The organism is Calothrix sp. NIES-2100 (assembly GCF_963875285.1).
GTDB lineage: Bacteria > Cyanobacteriota > Cyanobacteriia > Cyanobacteriales > Nostocaceae > Aulosira.
The window spans coordinates 2,435,882-2,452,288 of the sequence record NZ_CAWNLA010000001.1; the positions used below are offsets into that span (position 1 = coordinate 2,435,882).

General features: G+C 41.8%; 13 protein-coding genes and 1 pseudogene. 11 read left to right on the forward strand and 3 right to left on the reverse strand.

Features of this window, described 5'->3' with window-relative positions; translation table 11 throughout:
• Positions 1-475: 475 nt before the first annotated feature.
• Together dhaK and AACU32_RS10505 are read left to right on the forward strand one after the other, a co-directional pair.
• Entirely contained in the window at positions 476-1,549 is a 1,074-nt protein-coding gene (gene dhaK, locus AACU32_RS10500; protein ID WP_096599513.1) for a dihydroxyacetone kinase subunit DhaK, read from the forward strand.
• 177 nt (positions 1,550-1,726) lie between these two features.
• Positions 1,727-2,752, forward strand: coding sequence for a tRNA-dihydrouridine synthase family protein (locus tag AACU32_RS10505; RefSeq protein ID WP_096599514.1), 1,026 nt, complete (start codon positions 1,727-1,729; stop codon positions 2,750-2,752).
• Between the two features lie 356 nt (positions 2,753-3,108).
• Here the strand turns inward: AACU32_RS10505 and AACU32_RS10510 are convergent, their stop codons facing one another.
• Positions 3,109-5,100: a glycosyl hydrolase family 28-related protein gene (locus tag AACU32_RS10510; protein ID WP_096599515.1), complete on the reverse strand. Its 1,992-nt coding sequence runs from the start codon at positions 5,098-5,100 to the stop codon at positions 3,109-3,111.
• 128 nt (positions 5,101-5,228) lie between these two features.
• Between AACU32_RS10510 and dhaL the strand changes: the two genes are divergently transcribed.
• Complete coding sequence (dhaL, locus tag AACU32_RS10515) at positions 5,229-5,855, forward strand: dihydroxyacetone kinase subunit DhaL (protein WP_096599516.1); 627 nt, start codon at positions 5,229-5,231, stop codon at positions 5,853-5,855.
• 258 nt (positions 5,856-6,113) lie between these two features.
• Here dhaL and AACU32_RS10520 read toward each other — a convergent pair whose 3' ends face one another.
• Entirely contained in the window at positions 6,114-9,362 is a 3,249-nt protein-coding gene (locus AACU32_RS10520; protein ID WP_096599517.1) for a HypX (modular protein), read from the reverse strand.
• 427 nt (positions 9,363-9,789) lie between these two features.
• Here AACU32_RS10520 and AACU32_RS10525 point away from each other — a divergent pair, with 427 nt between their 5' ends.
• On the forward strand, positions 9,790-10,494 hold the full coding sequence (locus tag AACU32_RS10525) for a hypothetical protein (protein ID WP_339377743.1): 705 nt from the start codon (positions 9,790-9,792) through the stop codon (positions 10,492-10,494).
• Between the two features lie 37 nt (positions 10,495-10,531).
• Positions 10,532-11,509 carry a M4 family metallopeptidase gene (locus AACU32_RS10530; protein WP_096599519.1) on the forward strand — a complete coding sequence of 326 codons (978 nt, stop codon included), beginning with the start codon at positions 10,532-10,534 and terminating at the stop codon, positions 11,507-11,509.
• A gap of 121 nt (positions 11,510-11,630) precedes the next feature.
• On the opposite strand, the gene AACU32_RS10535 is transcribed toward AACU32_RS10530, so the two are convergent.
• Positions 11,631-12,446 (reverse strand): carbon-nitrogen hydrolase family protein, encoded by an 816-nt coding sequence (locus AACU32_RS10535; RefSeq protein ID WP_096599520.1) that lies wholly within the window; start codon positions 12,444-12,446, stop codon positions 11,631-11,633.
• A 285-nt stretch (positions 12,447-12,731) separates the two neighbouring features.
• On the opposite strand from AACU32_RS10535, the pseudogene AACU32_RS10540 reads away from it, so the two are divergent.
• From AACU32_RS10540 to AACU32_RS10565, 6 genes and pseudogenes are all read left to right on the forward strand, one after another.
• Positions 12,732-12,926: pseudogene (locus AACU32_RS10540) on the forward strand (MarC family protein); the annotation flags it as partial.
• Between the two features lie 111 nt (positions 12,927-13,037).
• A complete protein-coding gene (locus tag AACU32_RS10545; RefSeq protein WP_339377745.1) occupies positions 13,038-14,327 on the forward strand; it encodes an AmpG family muropeptide MFS transporter in 1,290 nt (429 codons plus the stop codon).
• Positions 14,312-14,719 carry an ABC transporter permease gene (locus AACU32_RS10550; RefSeq protein WP_096599522.1) on the forward strand — a complete coding sequence of 136 codons (408 nt, stop codon included), beginning with the start codon at positions 14,312-14,314 and terminating at the stop codon, positions 14,717-14,719. Before AACU32_RS10545 ends, AACU32_RS10550 begins: the two co-directional genes overlap by 16 nt.
• 88 nt (positions 14,720-14,807) lie before the next feature.
• Positions 14,808-14,987 carry a hypothetical protein gene (locus AACU32_RS10555; protein ID WP_096599523.1) on the forward strand — a complete coding sequence of 60 codons (180 nt, stop codon included), beginning with the start codon at positions 14,808-14,810 and terminating at the stop codon, positions 14,985-14,987.
• Complete coding sequence (locus tag AACU32_RS10560) at positions 14,980-15,543, forward strand: GNAT family N-acetyltransferase (protein ID WP_096599524.1); 564 nt, start codon at positions 14,980-14,982, stop codon at positions 15,541-15,543. The genes AACU32_RS10555 and AACU32_RS10560 overlap by 8 nt, the downstream gene beginning before the upstream one ends.
• 97 nt (positions 15,544-15,640) lie before the next feature.
• Positions 15,641-16,396: a HEAT repeat domain-containing protein gene (locus tag AACU32_RS10565; RefSeq protein WP_096599525.1), complete on the forward strand. Its 756-nt coding sequence runs from the start codon at positions 15,641-15,643 to the stop codon at positions 16,394-16,396.
• Positions 16,397-16,407 lie beyond the last annotated feature (11 nt).

The window sequence follows — 16,407 nt, forward strand, 5'->3', positions numbered from 1 at the left end:
TGCAATATGGTGGGCAGCTCACACCCAAATCAGCGCGGTAGGGGTTTAGCAATGCGCTTTACCCTGACGACAGATGTAATTTTCTCAACAAACATATTTAGTAGATCTTGACATCCTCACCGACCTAAAGGAACGGTGATTCCCAAACCTCACGATTTGAGTTTCTGCTTCATAGCAACTGCCTCCACCCTCAAGGAGTTTTATGGTCTTATGTTCGCTCCACAGACTAACCCCGCTAGTCCAGCGGTTTTATGTGTCGAATACCCAAAAGGAATTCTTATCTGTTGTTTTGATTCTAGGGATGTTTGCCATTGCCCTATCCTCTTTTCCCGGTCTACCGATTTGTCTGCGCCGCCAATTTTACTGGACTTCGCTCGTTAGGCTGTCTGAATCCATCGTCTCGGGTGGGTCATTGACCATCTATATTTTAATATAAAGCCGTCCTACAAGGACGGGGTTTCTACCCAAATTGTCGATGAAAAAGCTGATTAACAATCCAGAAGATTTTGTCCGCGAAAGTTTACAGGGATACGCAGCAGCTCATGCTGATTTAATTCAAGTGAGTTACGATCCTACCTTTGTTTATCGAGCCGTTGCACCTATACCAGGAAAAGTAGCAATTATTTCTGGTGGTGGCAGTGGACATGAGCCGATGCACGCGGGTTTTGTCGGACAGGGAATGCTGGATGCAGCTTGTCCGGGAGAGGTTTTCACTTCACCAACTCCTGACCAAATGCTAGCAGCTGCTCAGAAAGTCAATGGAGGGGCTGGTATCCTTTATATCGTCAAAAATTATAGCGGCGATGTGATGAATTTTGAAATGGCAACGGAATTAGCTCGCAGTGAGGGTATCCGAGTGCTAAATATTGTGATTGATGATGATATCGCAGTCAAGGATAGCCTTTATACTCAGGGCAGGCGGGGTGTAGGCACAACAGTACTAGCAGAAAAAATTTGTGGTGCGGCGGCGGAACTGGGTTATGATTTGCCGCAAATAGCTGATTTGTGCCGTCGGGTAAATTTGCATGGACGGAGTATGGGAATTGCTTTAAGTTCTTGTACAGTACCGGCGAAAGGTACACCAACATTTACATTAGGCGATCGCGAATTAGAAATTGGGATTGGGATTCATGGTGAACCTGGTAGAGAACGCATCCCTTTACAATCGGGAGATGAGATTACCGAAAGATTAACGCGATCGCTTATCGAAGATACAGGCTATCACCGCACAGTCCGGGAGTGGGACGAAAACCAAGGGGAATGGGTAGATGTAGAATTGACAGATCCACCATTGCAAACAGGCGATCGCGTTTTAGCTTTTGTCAATGGTATGGGTGGTACTCCCATTTCTGAACTATATTTGGTCTATCGCCAACTAGCACAAATCTGCGCACAGCAGGGATTGCAAATTGTCCGCAATCTCATAGGTTCTTATATGACATCTTTAGAAATGCAAGGATGCTCAATTACCCTCTTGAAATTAGATGATGAAATGCTCAAGCTATGGGATGCACCAGTTAAAACACCAAGCTTACGCTGGGGAATTTAGGGGACTCCAAAAAATAAATTATTTCGTTAAAGTCGTTGAGAGTTGACGGTTGACTGTTGAGTGTGAATTGTCAACAATAGTAATGGAATATTTTTTTACGAGTAAGTCCCTGAGTGGAAAGCGATCGCGTTAACGATTTTTTGATAAAGTGATGCTTTGTCAACGCCCTTCACCTCTATGTCGTCCCAGGTATCGCTCCCCCAATCGCTCCATCCATACCTACCGCTCACCGCTCTTGCGCCTATGCAGGATGTGACAAATCTCTGGTTTATGAAGGTGATTGCCCACTATGGTAGTCCTGACTACTTCTTTACTGAGTATTTCCGCGTCAATGATACCTCACGGCTCAATCGTCACATTCTCTCAGCAATCACCGAAAACGACACCGGTCGCCCGGTTTTTGCGCAAATGATTGGCGAAAGCATTCCCGACTTAGTCAGAACAGCAAAGGAACTCTGCCGCTATAATATCGCTGGCGTTGACTTGAATATGGGCTGTCCAGCACCGCGAATCTATCGCAAAAATGTCGGGGGTGGATTGCTGCGAGAACCGGAAAAAGTGGAGCGGATTTTGGGAGAACTGCGACAAGCAGTCAACGATCGCCCTTTTACTGTCAAAATGCGCGTAGGCTTTGAAAATACAGATAACTTTGACAAAATTCTCGATATCATCAATCGCCACAGCATTGATTTGCTCTCTTTGCATGGTCGCACGGTAAAAGATATGTACCACGGGGTAGTGAAATATGATTTGATTGCGGAAGCCGTGAGAAGAGTTGATTGTCCAGTGCTGGCTAATGGCAATATTAACTCGGCGACAACAGCTATGGAAGTGCTGTCTCAAACAGGGGCTGCGGGTGTAATGGTGGGACGCTGGGCGATCGGGAATCCTTGGATTTTTCATCAAATTCGCCAGGTTTTGCGAGGAGAGCCGATCGCGCCCGTTCCTTTAGTAGAGGTACGCAACTATATTGATCGTTTATGGCAAACCCCCACAGCGTCAACTATGCCAATGCGATCACGCGTAGGCTACATGAAAATGTTCCTTAACTATATTGCCCTTAGTGTTGACGCTGAAGGTCATTTCCTGCGGCTGATGCGACAAACCCAAACCGAGGTAGAAATGTTTAACCTGTGCGATCGCTTTCTCCTGACTGATATTACGAAAACTTTAGCCCTCGCACCCTACGCAGGCGTTCCCTAAGGGAACTCCAAGAAATAAATTATAGCGGTTCTCGGTTGAGTCCAATACACCTTGCAAAGAAAAGGGACTAGGGGCTAGAGGCTAGGGTTTTGTATTTAATGCAAATGAAAAGCGCCCAAATTGTAGGGGCGGGGTCACCCCCATTGGTGTCAACTTAAGTCAAAACGCTTATTCCACAGGCATTTTACCCCACCCCTCAATCCCCTCCCCGCTTGCGGGGAGGGGAGGTTTTGCGCCAGCAAAACTGGGGTGGGGTAACGCGGATCTTGATGGTAGGTGATTTAATTCAAAATTAAGTCTTGATAAGGGTTTCACGTTAAGTTGACACAGGTGGGTCACCCCGCCCCTACGAGTTACTAGGGTCGCTTGTCGAAGCCAGTATAAAGTACCATAGCTTGTCCGTTTGCGGTTGTTCTTGCCGGAATCTCGTCTCTTTTGAGCATTTTGGTGCTGTTAGTGCGTGTTTCCTCAACCCAGATTTGATAAGTATCTTTATCGAAAAATGCCTCAGCTACTCCGGCGAAACTCGCACTAGCATTGACGATGCGGAAAAGTGGTTCTTGTGGATTTTGTTTACTAGTGGCATAAATGAATCCACCGAGAAGTTCTGTAAACCCCCCATTGGTGGTTTCGATTTTTGTTTTACCCCTCTCTGTCTTCAAACCCAGAATCCAGAGTGTAGCACCATTATTCACCAGATTAGTTTCTGAACCGCTCTCCAGATTTAGCTGGCGTGCCCAAATGTGTTGCGCCGGGTTGAGAAATCTGAGTTTTCCCATGACAGCATCATCAATGAAAAGGTCGCCACTACCTTCGCTTTCCAGATCCAGGTGAGTGATACTACGGTAAACAACAGTGCGATTAGCAACATTTTTCCATTTTAGCTTTGAGTTATACCCAACAGAGAAGTTCTCAACAATCAAGGTTGGTTGCTTACCGTTGTCTGCTACTATCTCGCCATTACCTTCAAATCCTCCCCCAGTACTGACAAATCTTTGCACCTGTCCTCTGAGTTTTAGGGAACCGTTAATTGTAAACCTACCATTTGGCACCAAGACTGTGGTTGCACCAGAATCGATTGCAGCTTGAAAAGCATCTGTATCATCCTTTTTATCTTTGGGAGTCGCGCCAAACTTCTCAACACTCACCCAAGTTTTTGGGTCATCCCATGCTAGCTTAGGAAATTGCTTAATCGGCAGTTGTAGAGAATTCTGTGGTGAAGCAAACTTAGAAAGAATGGGACGGGAAGTAAATTCATCAATTGCAGCTTTATTTATGCTCTTAGCCGCCTTGCGTGCATTACTGGAGAACACGCCGCTGTAGCCAGAAGTGACGACGTTTCTGGCGTAGATAAACCCAGCGGAAGCAATTGCTGAAGTATTTTTTGCTCTACCACTACCGGTCAGTTTGGCATTCACCAGAGTTAACATACTTCCTGGATCTTTGTCTTTATTCGGATTTCTGCCATTGATAATTGCTGGTACGGAATTAAAACTACTGAACCCCTCAAGGCTCATTACTTGTCCGCCATTGTAAATACCTGCTCGGTTTTGCTCGCGGACTGTGATGTTCTGCAACGTTACGCTGTTAAGAACATTGTTTGTCCGTATCCCGTGATCGAATCCCACAATCTCAACATCTTCCACCAGCAGCGGCCCAATTTCGCCATGAGTGAGTGCTAATCCTGTTGTTCCTTGTCGGTCAGGAGAGATGATTTTCACACTGCGAACTGCGCCTTGATTGTTGGCGGCAAAATTTAGTCCTTCTGCTCCCGGATTTTTATTTCCGATATTAATAGTGAGATTTCTCACCGAATTACCAAAGCGCTGCGCTACCTTACTCGCTTTGAAATCTTCAGATTTGGGATTTAAGTCAGGGTCAAAACCTGTAGAAATTACTGGTCGCGGCTGGTTAGAATTTTGGAAATTGGGAGAGTTATCTTGGAGTTGAATAATCACTCCTTCTTTACTTTGTCCTTGCAGCACAGTTCGCTTGTAATCGGAACGCCCACGCTTACCTTTAGGCCAGTAAAGGGAATTGGAGATATTATATACACCATTGGGTAAATAGATTACTCTGCTTCCGGCGGGAAACTTACTGAGTGCTTTTTGGATAGCTTCAGTATCATCTTGGCTATCGTTGGGTCTAGCGCCATATTCTGGTGCAGTCACATCGACTATCTTTGCATTCTCTGGATAGACAATATTTTCTTGGGTTGAGGCGATCGCAGCTCCTAAAGCAACAATATTATTTTCAGCAGTTTTGCTCGAGTCAACGCAAGTAGTTAGGAAAGTTATTAAAAATAATAAAGGGAGTAGTTTTAAGACTAATGACCGAGGAAGAATCATAAACGCCTATTTCCTTGGCTAATTTCTACTTCCCACTTTTACACGAACTTAACATACGTAGCCGTACAAATTCGGATATATGGCTACATTACCTTAGCTAATATTACCAAACTCAACAGAGGTGAGAAATGGTCAGTAGAGAGCAGATTTTGCAATGGTTACAGTCATTTGCCACCGAAATAGAGCAAAATAAAGAATATTTAACCGAATTAGATGCCGCGATCGGTGATGCTGACCACGGTATTAATATGGATCGCGGTTTGAAAAAGGTGATGACTCAGTTACCAACTGTCGCCGACAAAGATATCGGTAGCATTTTCAAAGCAGTTAGCATGACTTTAATTTCTAGTGTTGGCGGTGCGAGTGGCCCTCTTTATGGAACTTGGTTTTTACGTGCTAGTACAGATGTTACAGATAAGCACGAACTGACTGAGCAAGATTTAGTGAAATTACTTCAATCTGGTTTAGATGGGGTACTTGTGCGTGGTAAAGCCCAATTAGGAGACAAGACAATGGTAGATGTCTTATCTCCCGCAGTGGTAGCTTTTGCAAAAGTTGTCGCTGAAGGTGGAGATACAGTCACAGCTTTGCAGCAAGCTGTAGCTACCGCCGAACAGGCGCTGAAAGATACCACACCGATGTTAGCCAAGAAAGGACGGGCTAGCTATTTGGGAGAACGCAGTATCGGACATCAAGATCCAGGGGCTACTTCTGCTTATTTGATGTTGAAATGTTTGTTGGAAGTAGTTATCTGACTATTTTATCTTTGGCGTTGCTGAATCCAAAGATGAAATTCTGAAATTAGAATTTTTTCCATCAGTTTCTTTGCCTCTTTGTGTAAGACAAATTTGTCTTCTTTAGGACTTACGTAAGTGTCATATTTTTTCAGCCAAAACCGTCCATAGTCAAGAGTCAAATGTGCAACAAACCTTGACTATTGAATCTTAACCAGAATATATCTGCCAGTTGCGTAAGTCCTGTTCTTAATCAGCAACATCAATTTTTGACTATGATTAAGGTGTTACCTCACTCTCACCACGGATAATCTTGAAAATATCTTTGACGATTTTGTTACGAATATCTATTAAATTAGTATCGTTCCATTTTTTACTTTTAAGTTGATGAAAATACTTAACTAGGCGATCGCAATGGTTTTCAAGATGTCCATTATAACGCTTTTGCCCGCAAGACTTTTGCAAACCAGGAGTTATAGAATTAGGAGTGGGCAAACTCTCTAGTAAATTATCAATCACTCGCCAATCAGAAGTTTGATCGTCCAAGAATAAAATTACTTTACATGTAGCCGCCCAAATTTTGCCTAAGTCAGCAAATTGTGTCAGACGGTGCGGATATAAACCCCTGACTAACTCATCGCCATTTTGAAATATTCTTTCGCAATAAATTTTTCCGTCTTCAGAATCTCTTCTGGCTATAATTCCATCTTCCGCGATCGCTGAACAATAGGTAAACATTTTAAAGGCTTTATTTAGCCTAATTTTCAGTTCGCTTTCTTTGTGTTTATCATCACATAATTCCAGCATTCCCATCGCAAAAATTATAATACTTGAATGTGTCCCAAATAAGTAGATTGATTGGTCTTCTTCTGGACAGATTTTCTTTAATATAGAAAAATCAATATTTATGACATTTTTTGATTCATCATATCTTTTCTCAGATTCTGCACTACCTTCTTTCAGTTCTTGAATTAATGGGGCAACTTGGATTTGGATGTTACCATAATTCTCATAATACTTATGATCTCTAATAATATTAGTGATTTTGCCACCATTATCTTTAATTTGCTGATAGCATATTTTCCCACTTTGATAATAACAAATTATTGCATGTTCTATCAATCTTCTTGCCCAATCTATACACTCTTTTTTACTGAATTCCTTATGTGGTGATGGTTCGTAATCTCCTAAATAAGCAACCATGAGATAACACCAGCTTTGATAAGCAGTCCACGAAGAATATAATGCTGTACTCCCATCTCTAGCTGCATAAATTCGTGCCTTTTCCAGCAAACGAATTGGCTCTATAAAGCTATTAAATCCGCGACTGGGAAGGTCTGTATAAGAAGATGTGAATATATAAAGTTTAGCCCGGTGTGCATTTATTCTTGAGAATAAATAGAAAAAAGGATGAAAGTTACTTTGAGCGCAAGCACTAATACTATAATATTTTCTTAAAAGTTGCTTCAAATATTCCTCAGCATAATTTAAACTTTGTATAGCTGCTCGAATTGAGCTAGAGCGTTCACGGGTTGATTGAGTATTGTCAGAATCGACATCATCCTTTAAATCGGTTAAGTAATGATAACGAAACTGACATAAATGGTATTTTGCTAGTAGTAAATCTCTGAAAAAATAGTTTTTCCCTTTTCTGGCTTTTTCTATATGAGATTTGAGAACATCTAAATATTTTTTAGCAATGTGATAAAGACCTTCTTTGAGATAACCTTCAGCAATTGCTAGGTGAGCATCATAAGCTACTGAAGTCCAAGGACTATCTGCATCTTTTTCGATAAAATTATAATCATGATCTACAGTACGATATCGATTGTGAAAAATCGTTTGATTAAGATAACCCTCCATTGCTTTCAAAGAAAATGGATAGAAATTTAAATAGCTTTCAGCTTTTCGGAATGCATTCAATTCCTCAACACGGTAGCAAAGTTGAGTTAGATATCTTACAGGATTAATTCCAGTCTGTTTAATTGCTCTTAATCTGGCATGAAGTGCAGCCTTTGCAGCCACTTCCACCAAATCAAAACCGCAGTATTCACCGTAAGCAGTTTCATAATTACCTACTACTGTATCGTAAGTTTTATTCTCTTTCAATGCATTTTCAATATCATCTTTTTTGCAGAGATTAACTAAAGTATACGACCGGACTAAGCTAGGACTACCAAAAAAATCATTGTTACTTAAAATAGTACGAGCTACAGGGAAATAATCGATTATTTCCGGGATATCCCATAAAAGAACTTTATTAATTGCGGCAATGATATGATAAACAGGACTCCCGATTCCTGTGATTTCTTCAAAAAATTCTAGTTTATTTTCTCTTTTATTAAAGTAACTGCTTTGCTTCTCTTCTCCTTCAAAGGCTGGTGTATAATTTTCGGGAAATCTTACGTAAAAATGGACTTTTATTTTATAAGCAAACTGTTTTTGTAGCCCATTAATATCTTCTTTATCTTCCTTCCCACCAACCAATTCCGGATTGATTAAACCATTTTTATGATATTCATCTTTTAGATATAGAGGTAAGGGCTTTGTTTTTTCAATTTCAATATGTTTAATATTAATGGGAAATTCATCAGTTAAAATTTCGTTCTCAACAATAGAACGAGTTAGATGCTCAATAAAAGCAGGAGATAAAAAATTAGAATTCGTCTGTAATTCTTCTACATTTTTAGTCTCTAGCAAAAGTGATTTAACTTGCCTAACTCCACATTGCAACTCAAGTCGGTTAATTTCCCTTTGAACTTTGTTAACTAAATTGTCTGTTTTATTTTTTTTGTGAGTTGTGTCTAAACCTTGATACTGTTCTTTAATTAAGTTTTTAACTTGGCGTTTAATTATATCTGTATGTGAAATGTTTTCTCCATTTTGTCTATTACTGAATTCAGCCTGCTTTAAACAGTGATAAATATTTATCGCTCCCTTATAAAAGGAGATAACGTCTTCATATTTTAAGCCTTTGACTGTATCAGTAACAATTTCTAATAATTGTTGTAGTAAATTATCTCCCGGATGTATGGGAAAGTTTAGTTTTTCCTTTTCTGCAATACTTAGTTGATAAAATGTGCGAAATGCCCTTAATTTTTCAGTTCTTGTTAAAATACGAGGAATTTTGTTTTCTGGAGTCTGCGCTTTTTTCTTTTCCCAGTACTCTTGAATTGCAGAGAGAATTTCTACTAACTTTCCGATAGTTAGTCCGGGAACAGGTTGCTCCGATTGTTTTTCATTTTGCTCATAGTACTGAGGAAAAACAGAACGCAGAACACGCCTAATAAAAATCCGATTATTTGTTTGACCCCATTGCTTGGCTATACTACTTTCATTAGGTTTCGGGTTTTCTTCTGTTGGATTCAACCCTAAATCAGTCAAACATTGCAATAAGTATTGATAAACAGACTTATCACGTTCTTGGTCTTCAGAGCTACGTCGTCTTGTCTGTGAATCTTGACTTTCAACGGAATCTGAGTTTGAAAAACTGTTGTTACTAATAGACTGCTGATTTCGTTTACTCATATCTAAGCTTCTGTATTTCTATAATTTAAAGATATTTAAAGTTCAAGCATCGCCAAAACCTCCATTTTTTTTTGTACATTTTGTACAAGATTTTCCAGTTCAACTTACTACTATCAGCTTAGTGTTAGGTTATGTACCAGCAATCATCAAACTCAGCATCTCCAGTATCTACAGTATTTATGGCCTATGCTCACTAGTTGCTCCAAGTGTGGCGACCAAATGCCCAGGCTCCTCTGCCTTTTGCCTGGTTATATTTTCCTACAATTAGAATAAATGGTGTTTATAGTATCGTACATCTTGAACAGCCAAGATATATTTTTTGTACATCTTGCATAGTCGGTCTGTAAACATATAAACTTATTATCTTAGCATAGGTCAAAAAACCTGTAACAAGTGAACTGTCTTCTTAATTATGAACAGGAGTGGTATGAAGATATTTGCTTACCATGCCGAAGATGAAAACCCAGTGTCCAAGCATCGTGGTATTGATGCACTTGCCACTGCTTTAAGAAGAGTTCATCTGTCTGGGATTAAAGCGAATCAAATAAAGCACCAGTTCCAAGAAGTAGAAGACAGCTTAAAAAGCTTATTAGAAAGCGAAACAGAACCGATAAGAAGTTTTGTTGAGTCAAAAAAACACTCGATTAACTCTGAATTTGAAAGTGTAAGCACTCAATGGTTTAGTTTTACTAAAACGCACATAGTTAAGTTTCGTCAAAAGTATAAGAGTATACCTGTTTATGGCGCTCAGGTGACTGTTGAAGTTGATGAAAAGAATGAACTGTTGGCAATCAACTCAGCTATTGGTGATCCTAATGGACTCAATGCATCTCCTCAAGTGGAACGCGATGAAATCAAACATTTGATTGAAGAAAAGAAAGGTTATAATTTGGCAGATGTAACCTTAAATCCAACTCTTTACTATTACTACGACTCAAACAACAAGTGCTGGCGACTGGTTTATATTACCGACATTAGGTACAAAGATCCCGAAAATCAAGTCAGACAGACAGAAAACAATAATGACTTCAAACCTATACCAGAAATGGTAGACTATGTAATCGATGCTCATACTAAAGAGATAGTTGTAGAACTACCTCGTATGAGAACGCTTCAGAAAAAGTTGAGGTAGAAACAAGAGGATTATATGGATCGATGGGAGGAAGACAATGATTGATTGCTTTGGTGACCCCTGTTCCTCCCATTGCCCGCAAAACTCTGATTCACAACTATCAATCCTAGAAAACAGCGAACTCAGTGTATGCAGCTATAACTTTGAGTTTCGTAGTTACCAGCATCACAAAGGAGATCTTCCTGGAGAACTACTAGTTAACGGTAATTGCATAGAGCAATGTGTGACTGCTCATAATAATGTTACCGAGGTGGCAAATTTTATTCAAAATGTACTCCAGTACCAGCCAACCAATGGCAGTACTGCACAGTATATTTGTAGTATTAACTGTGTTGAAAATTATGATCAAATAGAGTGGCAATATGCCGCCTGGCTTGATCCGTACGAACAGGCGATCTTTGGACAGTGCATGGTCAACGGAAAACTACGTTCCCTTGCAGTTGCTCAAGACATAGTTGCTCATGAGTTTTTCCACGGATTAACCTATCAGATAGTAGGGTTGGATTATTATGGGCAGTCAGGGGCGCTAGATGAATCCTATGCAGATATTTTTGGTATTTTGGTGGCTAATTTCCAAAATAGTGATATTGAAACATGGAACTGGGAGCTAGGAAGTGGCTTTGGTGACAATGGTCGAGCAATTCGGAGTTTAAGCAACCCTGCTATCTACGGTCAACCGGAGCACATGAATAATTACCGCATTTTACCTGACTTTGATGATTACGGTGGTGTTCACTACAACAGTGGTATTCATAACAAAGCGGCTTATTATTTACTGAGTTCTCAGGATGCTGAAGGTAACTACCTCTTCGATGCTACTTCTGGAGCTACACTTTTTTATCTAGCTTTAAGCCAGTTGTCCAAACAATCAGTCTTTAGTGATAGTCGGCGTGCTATTCAGCAGGTTGCCAGAACCCTATTTCGCCAAGATTCTAGCAAGTTAGAGAAACTTAGAGCTATTGCTACAGCTTTTGACAATGTAGGGATTGGTGATAACATCGGAATTTTTGAGTAAGGGATTTGTTTATCCTTCTATTAGTAAACTACCCAGAAGGTGGTCAGACCCCCGTCGGGGTCTGTTAGTTTGTCAGCCTCAATCGACTAAATTCGTCTGGACAAGAATACTAACGCAAGATTTAAGTGAATATACGGTGTTGCAAAGAAGGCATTTGCCGACGGACTTGCTCTAGGCGAGAGGGTTTGATTTCCGCGATCGCTATTCCTGGTTGTTCGCCAGCATCAGCTAAAATTACACCCCAAGGGTCGATAATCATGGCGTGTCCGTGGGTTTGTCTTCTGGCGTAATGAGTGCCGGTTTGGGCAGGAGCAATTACGTAACAGGTGTTTTCAATTGCTCTGGCTTGTAGTAATATTTGCCAATGGTCTTTGCCTGTGAAGGCAGTAAAAGCCGCTGGTACAAACATTACATCGGCTCCTTTATCTGCTAAATGTCGGTACAATTCCGGGAAGCGGACATCATAGCAAATAGAAAGTCCCAAATTACCCAATTTTTCTGAAAAATACACAGGTGGCAGTTGCTTCCCAGCCATGACTGTGCTGGATTCTTGATAGGTGTTGCCGTCCGGGACATTTACATCAAACAAATGTACTTTATAATACCGACAAACTTCTTGTCCGTTGGGGTCAATGAGTACAGTGGTGTTATAAAACTTACTTGTATTATCGACAAGCACGGGAAAGCTACCGCCCAGGATGGTCACTTGAAAACGCTGGGCCATTTTTTTCAGAAATATTTCGCTTTCACGGGCGATCGCTTCTGCTTGAGCAAGTTTGTCTTTTTCTTCTCCCATAAAAGAAAAGTTTTCTGGCAAACTCACTAATTCAGCACCTCGACGCACGGCAAGTTCAATTAATTCTTCCGCCTGTGCCAAATTTTTTTGTAAATTGGGCACACTAGTTAATTGGATAGCAGCTGCTAAATAAGGCTTCATAGCTTAGACAAAAAACAATGAATTGTGCGAGGTAGATTCTCAAATATACCGTTACTTAATGAACTGGGGAAATCAGTTAGACCAAGGTTAGCGTTGCTTTTGTTTAAGAAGCTGATTATACTCATCGTCTTAAGATCAATCTTGCTATGGGTTATAGTCATCTGCACACATTGAGCGCTAGGTTGTTATCAAATGTTGATAAATGCTCTTAGCTGTGGATACCTCTGCTCTCGTTCAAACGTTTATTGCTGTATTTGTCTTAGCGGATGCGATCGGTAATATACCAGTCCACATATCGGTGTAGTTTTGGGTATTGTGGCAGCAATGTTTATGAGTTGGGTAATTTTACGTCTGGGAACCCACATCGACAAATGGATTGGTGCTGAAGGTGGGGTAATTGCGACTCAGCTTTTTGGTTTTCTGTTGGCGGCGCTGGCGGTGGAAATTGGTAGTACGGGAATTCGGGAGTTATTCTTTTAGTACCTATTCCCCAAGTTCTCCTACTCTCAATTTTGCTTCTTTACGTAAAATCATCCGGTAGGTATGGCAAGATAACTGCAATTCATCAGAGTCAGGAGAGACATTTAAAGGATGAATCCAGTGCGATCGCTGCTACAAGTGTTTGGTAGCCGCAAGATGGCGGCTTTATTATTCCTCGGCTTTTCATCTGGTTTGCCGTTACTCTTAATCGGTAATACCTTAAAAGCTTGGATGACTGTAGAAAAGGTAGATTTGGCAGCTATTGGCTGGTTTAGCCTAGCGAGTTTACCTTATTCGTTAAAGTTTCTCTGGTCGCCGTTTCTCGATCGCTTTACTTTGCCCTTTTTAGGGCGGCGGCGGGGTTGGTTAGTTGTGACGCAGCTGTTGTTAGTAGTTGCGATCGCCATTATGGCATTCCAGCAACCTAAACAAGCATTACAGCTGCTAGCCATTAACGCCATAGTCATTGCTTTTTTAAGCGCAACTCAAGATATTGCTGCTGATGCTTACCGCACGGACGTTTTGCAAAAACTGGAAATGGGCGCAGGCGCAGCCGTTTTTATTTTGGGTTATCGTCTTGCGTTGTTAATCGCAGGTGCTTTAGCATTGATACTGGCCGATAGAATACCCTGGTCGTCAGTTTATTTGTTGATGGCTCTTATAATGGGATTGGGGATTTTTGCCACTTTGTTTGCACCAGAACCAGCCCAAATTAGCCCTCCAGCCTCTTTAAGCGCTGCGGTCATTTTACCTTTTGGCGAATTTTTCCAGCGCCAGGGAGTTATGCGAGGTATTTTCGTGCTTGTGTTCATTACTCTCTACAAACTGGGTGATGCTTTACTGAGTAATATGACCACGCCGTTTTTGCTGCAAATGGGTTTTAGCAAAACCGATATCGGCGCTATTCAAGTAGGTATGGGATTAATCGCTACCATAGTTGGGGCGCTCTCCGGTGGGGCAATTTTAAGTAAAATCGGCATCAATCGGTCACTTTGGGTATTTGGTGTTCTCCAAGCTGTGAGTAATTTTGCGTACTTATCTCTAGCTTATATCGGTCAAAACCATCAAGCTATGGTTCTAGCGATCAACATCGAACAGTTTTGTGGCGGTTTGGGAACTGCTGCCTTTGTGGCATTTTTAATGAGTATGTGTAACCAGCAATTTTCCGCCACCCAGTATGCTTTGCTTTCTAGCTTGATGGCTGTCAGCCGCGATATTCTCGCGTCTCCGGGTGGGGCGATCGCCCAAAGCACAGGTTGGCCGTTATTTTTTATGATTACCATTGTTGCTGCTGTCCCAGGACTGTTGCTGTTACCAGTATTTGCCCCCTGGAACCCACAACCAGTAGCAATTCCTAGACCTGGACTTGAAGAAGAAGAGGATGTATGGGAAACCAAGTAGTTATTATTGTTGGTACGTTTATCCTCTTGCTGACTGGCCTGCTACTAGGCTATGTCCTCTCGCAATTAGTATTAGGATTTTTGGGCTTTAACCTCCTAAATTTTTTGGGAGCACTCAGCCTGATTCTGATTTTTGGCACGCTGTATTACGTTTTATTTTGGCAATTGCGCAGAGAACAGATCCAATCAGAGTCATTCAATAGCGGAATATCAAACCAACCAGACACATTTATATATGAGAACGATATCAAGAATCGCTTGATTGCTCGGTTGGATGGTGACATAGATACTGCTGAACGGTTAATTGCACAAGCCAAGGAGAATTTTCCGGGGATGTCTGAAGATTGGTATGTTGAGAAAGTAATTGATGATTTGGACAGCGATCGCTCCTAACTTTTGTTTGCGATCCCCTCAACACAGGTAAAATAAATCAAGAAAACTTTACAAATCTATAGCTAGGTGCTGATAAAGTACCTAGTTCATGCTCATCCAAATTATGGCTATTTTTCGTCAATACATTGCTCCTTTGTTGGTAGTGCTAGTATTTATCCTGGCTTTAGTAGCAGTCAGCGCCCGCATCTTTTTACCCTCAGATATGGCCGCCCCAGCACCGATTGAAGAAGTCGGGGTAATAGTTCAGATGAGTGCTATTCGTGCCTGAGCCACTGCTACCAGGGTACAGTATTCGCCTAGGCTCCGCCTTAGATCGGGCGCTACTACTCAAATTCATGCAACGGAGTTACCAGGATATTTTTCCCCCAGGAGACTTTTCCCACCTCGCACAAACAGTCGAGCAATACTTATCCAGTAACACGCCCTTGTGGTGGGTAGATGAGGATAGAGAAGTAGGGGAACAAGACAGGGAGACCAAAAGACGCGGGGACAGGGAGAAAGAACTCTCCGCGTCCCCGCGTCCCAGAGTCTTTGTTTCCCCCTCATCCCCCGTTGCTTGTCTCTGGGTAGGAAATGCCATCGATCAAATTAATGGAAGTCGCCATGCGCATATATTTCTGTTATATGTTGTTCCAGAACATCGGCGGCGGGGTATTGGGACAGCGTTGATGAAATATCTAGAAAATTGGGCTACTCAAAGAGGCGATCGCCAAATTGGGTTACAAGTATTTCAATCGAACCAAGCCGCTTTGAATCTTTACGATCAACTTGGTTATCAAACCCAATCCCTGTGGATGGTAAAATCACTCAATATAGAAAAATAAACTAGTGCAGCATGGCAGCAAAACTTAGGCAGTTAAAATGTAACAGACATAAAGTCTTCTGCCTTCTGCCTTCTGCCTACTGCCTGATTGCACTATTATGTATGACGAAGAAGACCTAAGCCTACTTGATATCGAAGTCGAACTAGAAAGCCCCTTGGATCGCCTGGAGCCACTTGCTGAATCAGAAGTGGCAAAACCCGATCCGGAAGAAATGCTCGCTTTGTTAGACAATTCCCAACCGCAGCAACGAATGCTAGCGGCGCGTGCTTTTTGCGACATTGAAGATGAACGGGCTATTCCCCATCTGATCCGGCTGTTAACAGATACCTGTCCCTTAGTGCGGGTAAGCGCAGCCTATGCCATAGGGCGCAATCCAAGTCAAGATGCAGTAGAGCCTTTAATTACGCAACTCAACCGAGATTGGAACGGCTATGTGCGTAAAGGTGTGGTTTGGGCTTTAGGAAATTGCCGCGATCGCCGTTCGTTAGCACCCCTAGCCGACGCTTTAAGAACTGATATTTCCGCTGTGCGTTTGTGGGCTGCTAGCGCCTTAGCACAAATGGCAGAAGTCAGTTATGAAGCAGTTCTCGGAGCAATACCACCACTGATTGAAGCCTTAGTTAAAGATCCAACAGCCGCCGTCCGCAGTAACAGCGCTTGGGCGATTGGGCAATTGTGCCGCGAACTACCATCTAACGTAGTTTATGCCACAGCGATCGATGCTTTAATTGAAGCCTTTGCCGAAGATAAAGATTTAGGTGTGAGAGAAGACGCTAAAGCTTCACTATTAGGTGTAGGCGATCCTCGCGGTTTGCAGTTAATCGAAACCTTAGAACAAGAAGGATGGTTTTAGATCGCGTTGCG

What these genes read in the sequence shown, in the direction of transcription:
- AACU32_RS10525 (WP_339377743.1), top strand. Translation starts at nt 9,790, where the DNA reads ATGAAGATATTTGCTTACCATGCCGAAGATGAAAACCCAGTGTCCAAG.
- AACU32_RS10555 (WP_096599523.1), top strand. Translation starts at nt 14,808, where the DNA reads ATGCTCATCCAAATTATGGCTATTTTTCGTCAATACATTGCTCCTTTG.
- AACU32_RS10565 (WP_096599525.1), top strand. Translation starts at nt 15,641, where the DNA reads ATGTATGACGAAGAAGACCTAAGCCTACTTGATATCGAAGTCGAACTA.
- AACU32_RS10520 (WP_096599517.1), bottom strand. Translation starts at nt 9,362, where the DNA reads ATGAGTAAACGAAATCAGCAGTCTATTAGTAACAACAGTTTTTCAAAC.
- AACU32_RS10530 (WP_096599519.1), top strand. Translation starts at nt 10,532, where the DNA reads ATGATTGATTGCTTTGGTGACCCCTGTTCCTCCCATTGCCCGCAAAAC.
- AACU32_RS10510 (WP_096599515.1), bottom strand. Translation starts at nt 5,100, where the DNA reads ATGATTCTTCCTCGGTCATTAGTCTTAAAACTACTCCCTTTATTATTT.
- AACU32_RS10550 (WP_096599522.1), top strand. Translation starts at nt 14,312, where the DNA reads ATGGGAAACCAAGTAGTTATTATTGTTGGTACGTTTATCCTCTTGCTG.
- dhaL (WP_096599516.1), top strand. Translation starts at nt 5,229, where the DNA reads ATGGTCAGTAGAGAGCAGATTTTGCAATGGTTACAGTCATTTGCCACC.
- AACU32_RS10505 (WP_096599514.1), top strand. Translation starts at nt 1,727, where the DNA reads ATGTCGTCCCAGGTATCGCTCCCCCAATCGCTCCATCCATACCTACCG.
- AACU32_RS10535 (WP_096599520.1), bottom strand. Translation starts at nt 12,446, where the DNA reads ATGAAGCCTTATTTAGCAGCTGCTATCCAATTAACTAGTGTGCCCAAT.
- AACU32_RS10545 (WP_339377745.1), top strand. Translation starts at nt 13,038, where the DNA reads ATGAATCCAGTGCGATCGCTGCTACAAGTGTTTGGTAGCCGCAAGATG.
- dhaK (WP_096599513.1), top strand. Translation starts at nt 476, where the DNA reads ATGAAAAAGCTGATTAACAATCCAGAAGATTTTGTCCGCGAAAGTTTA.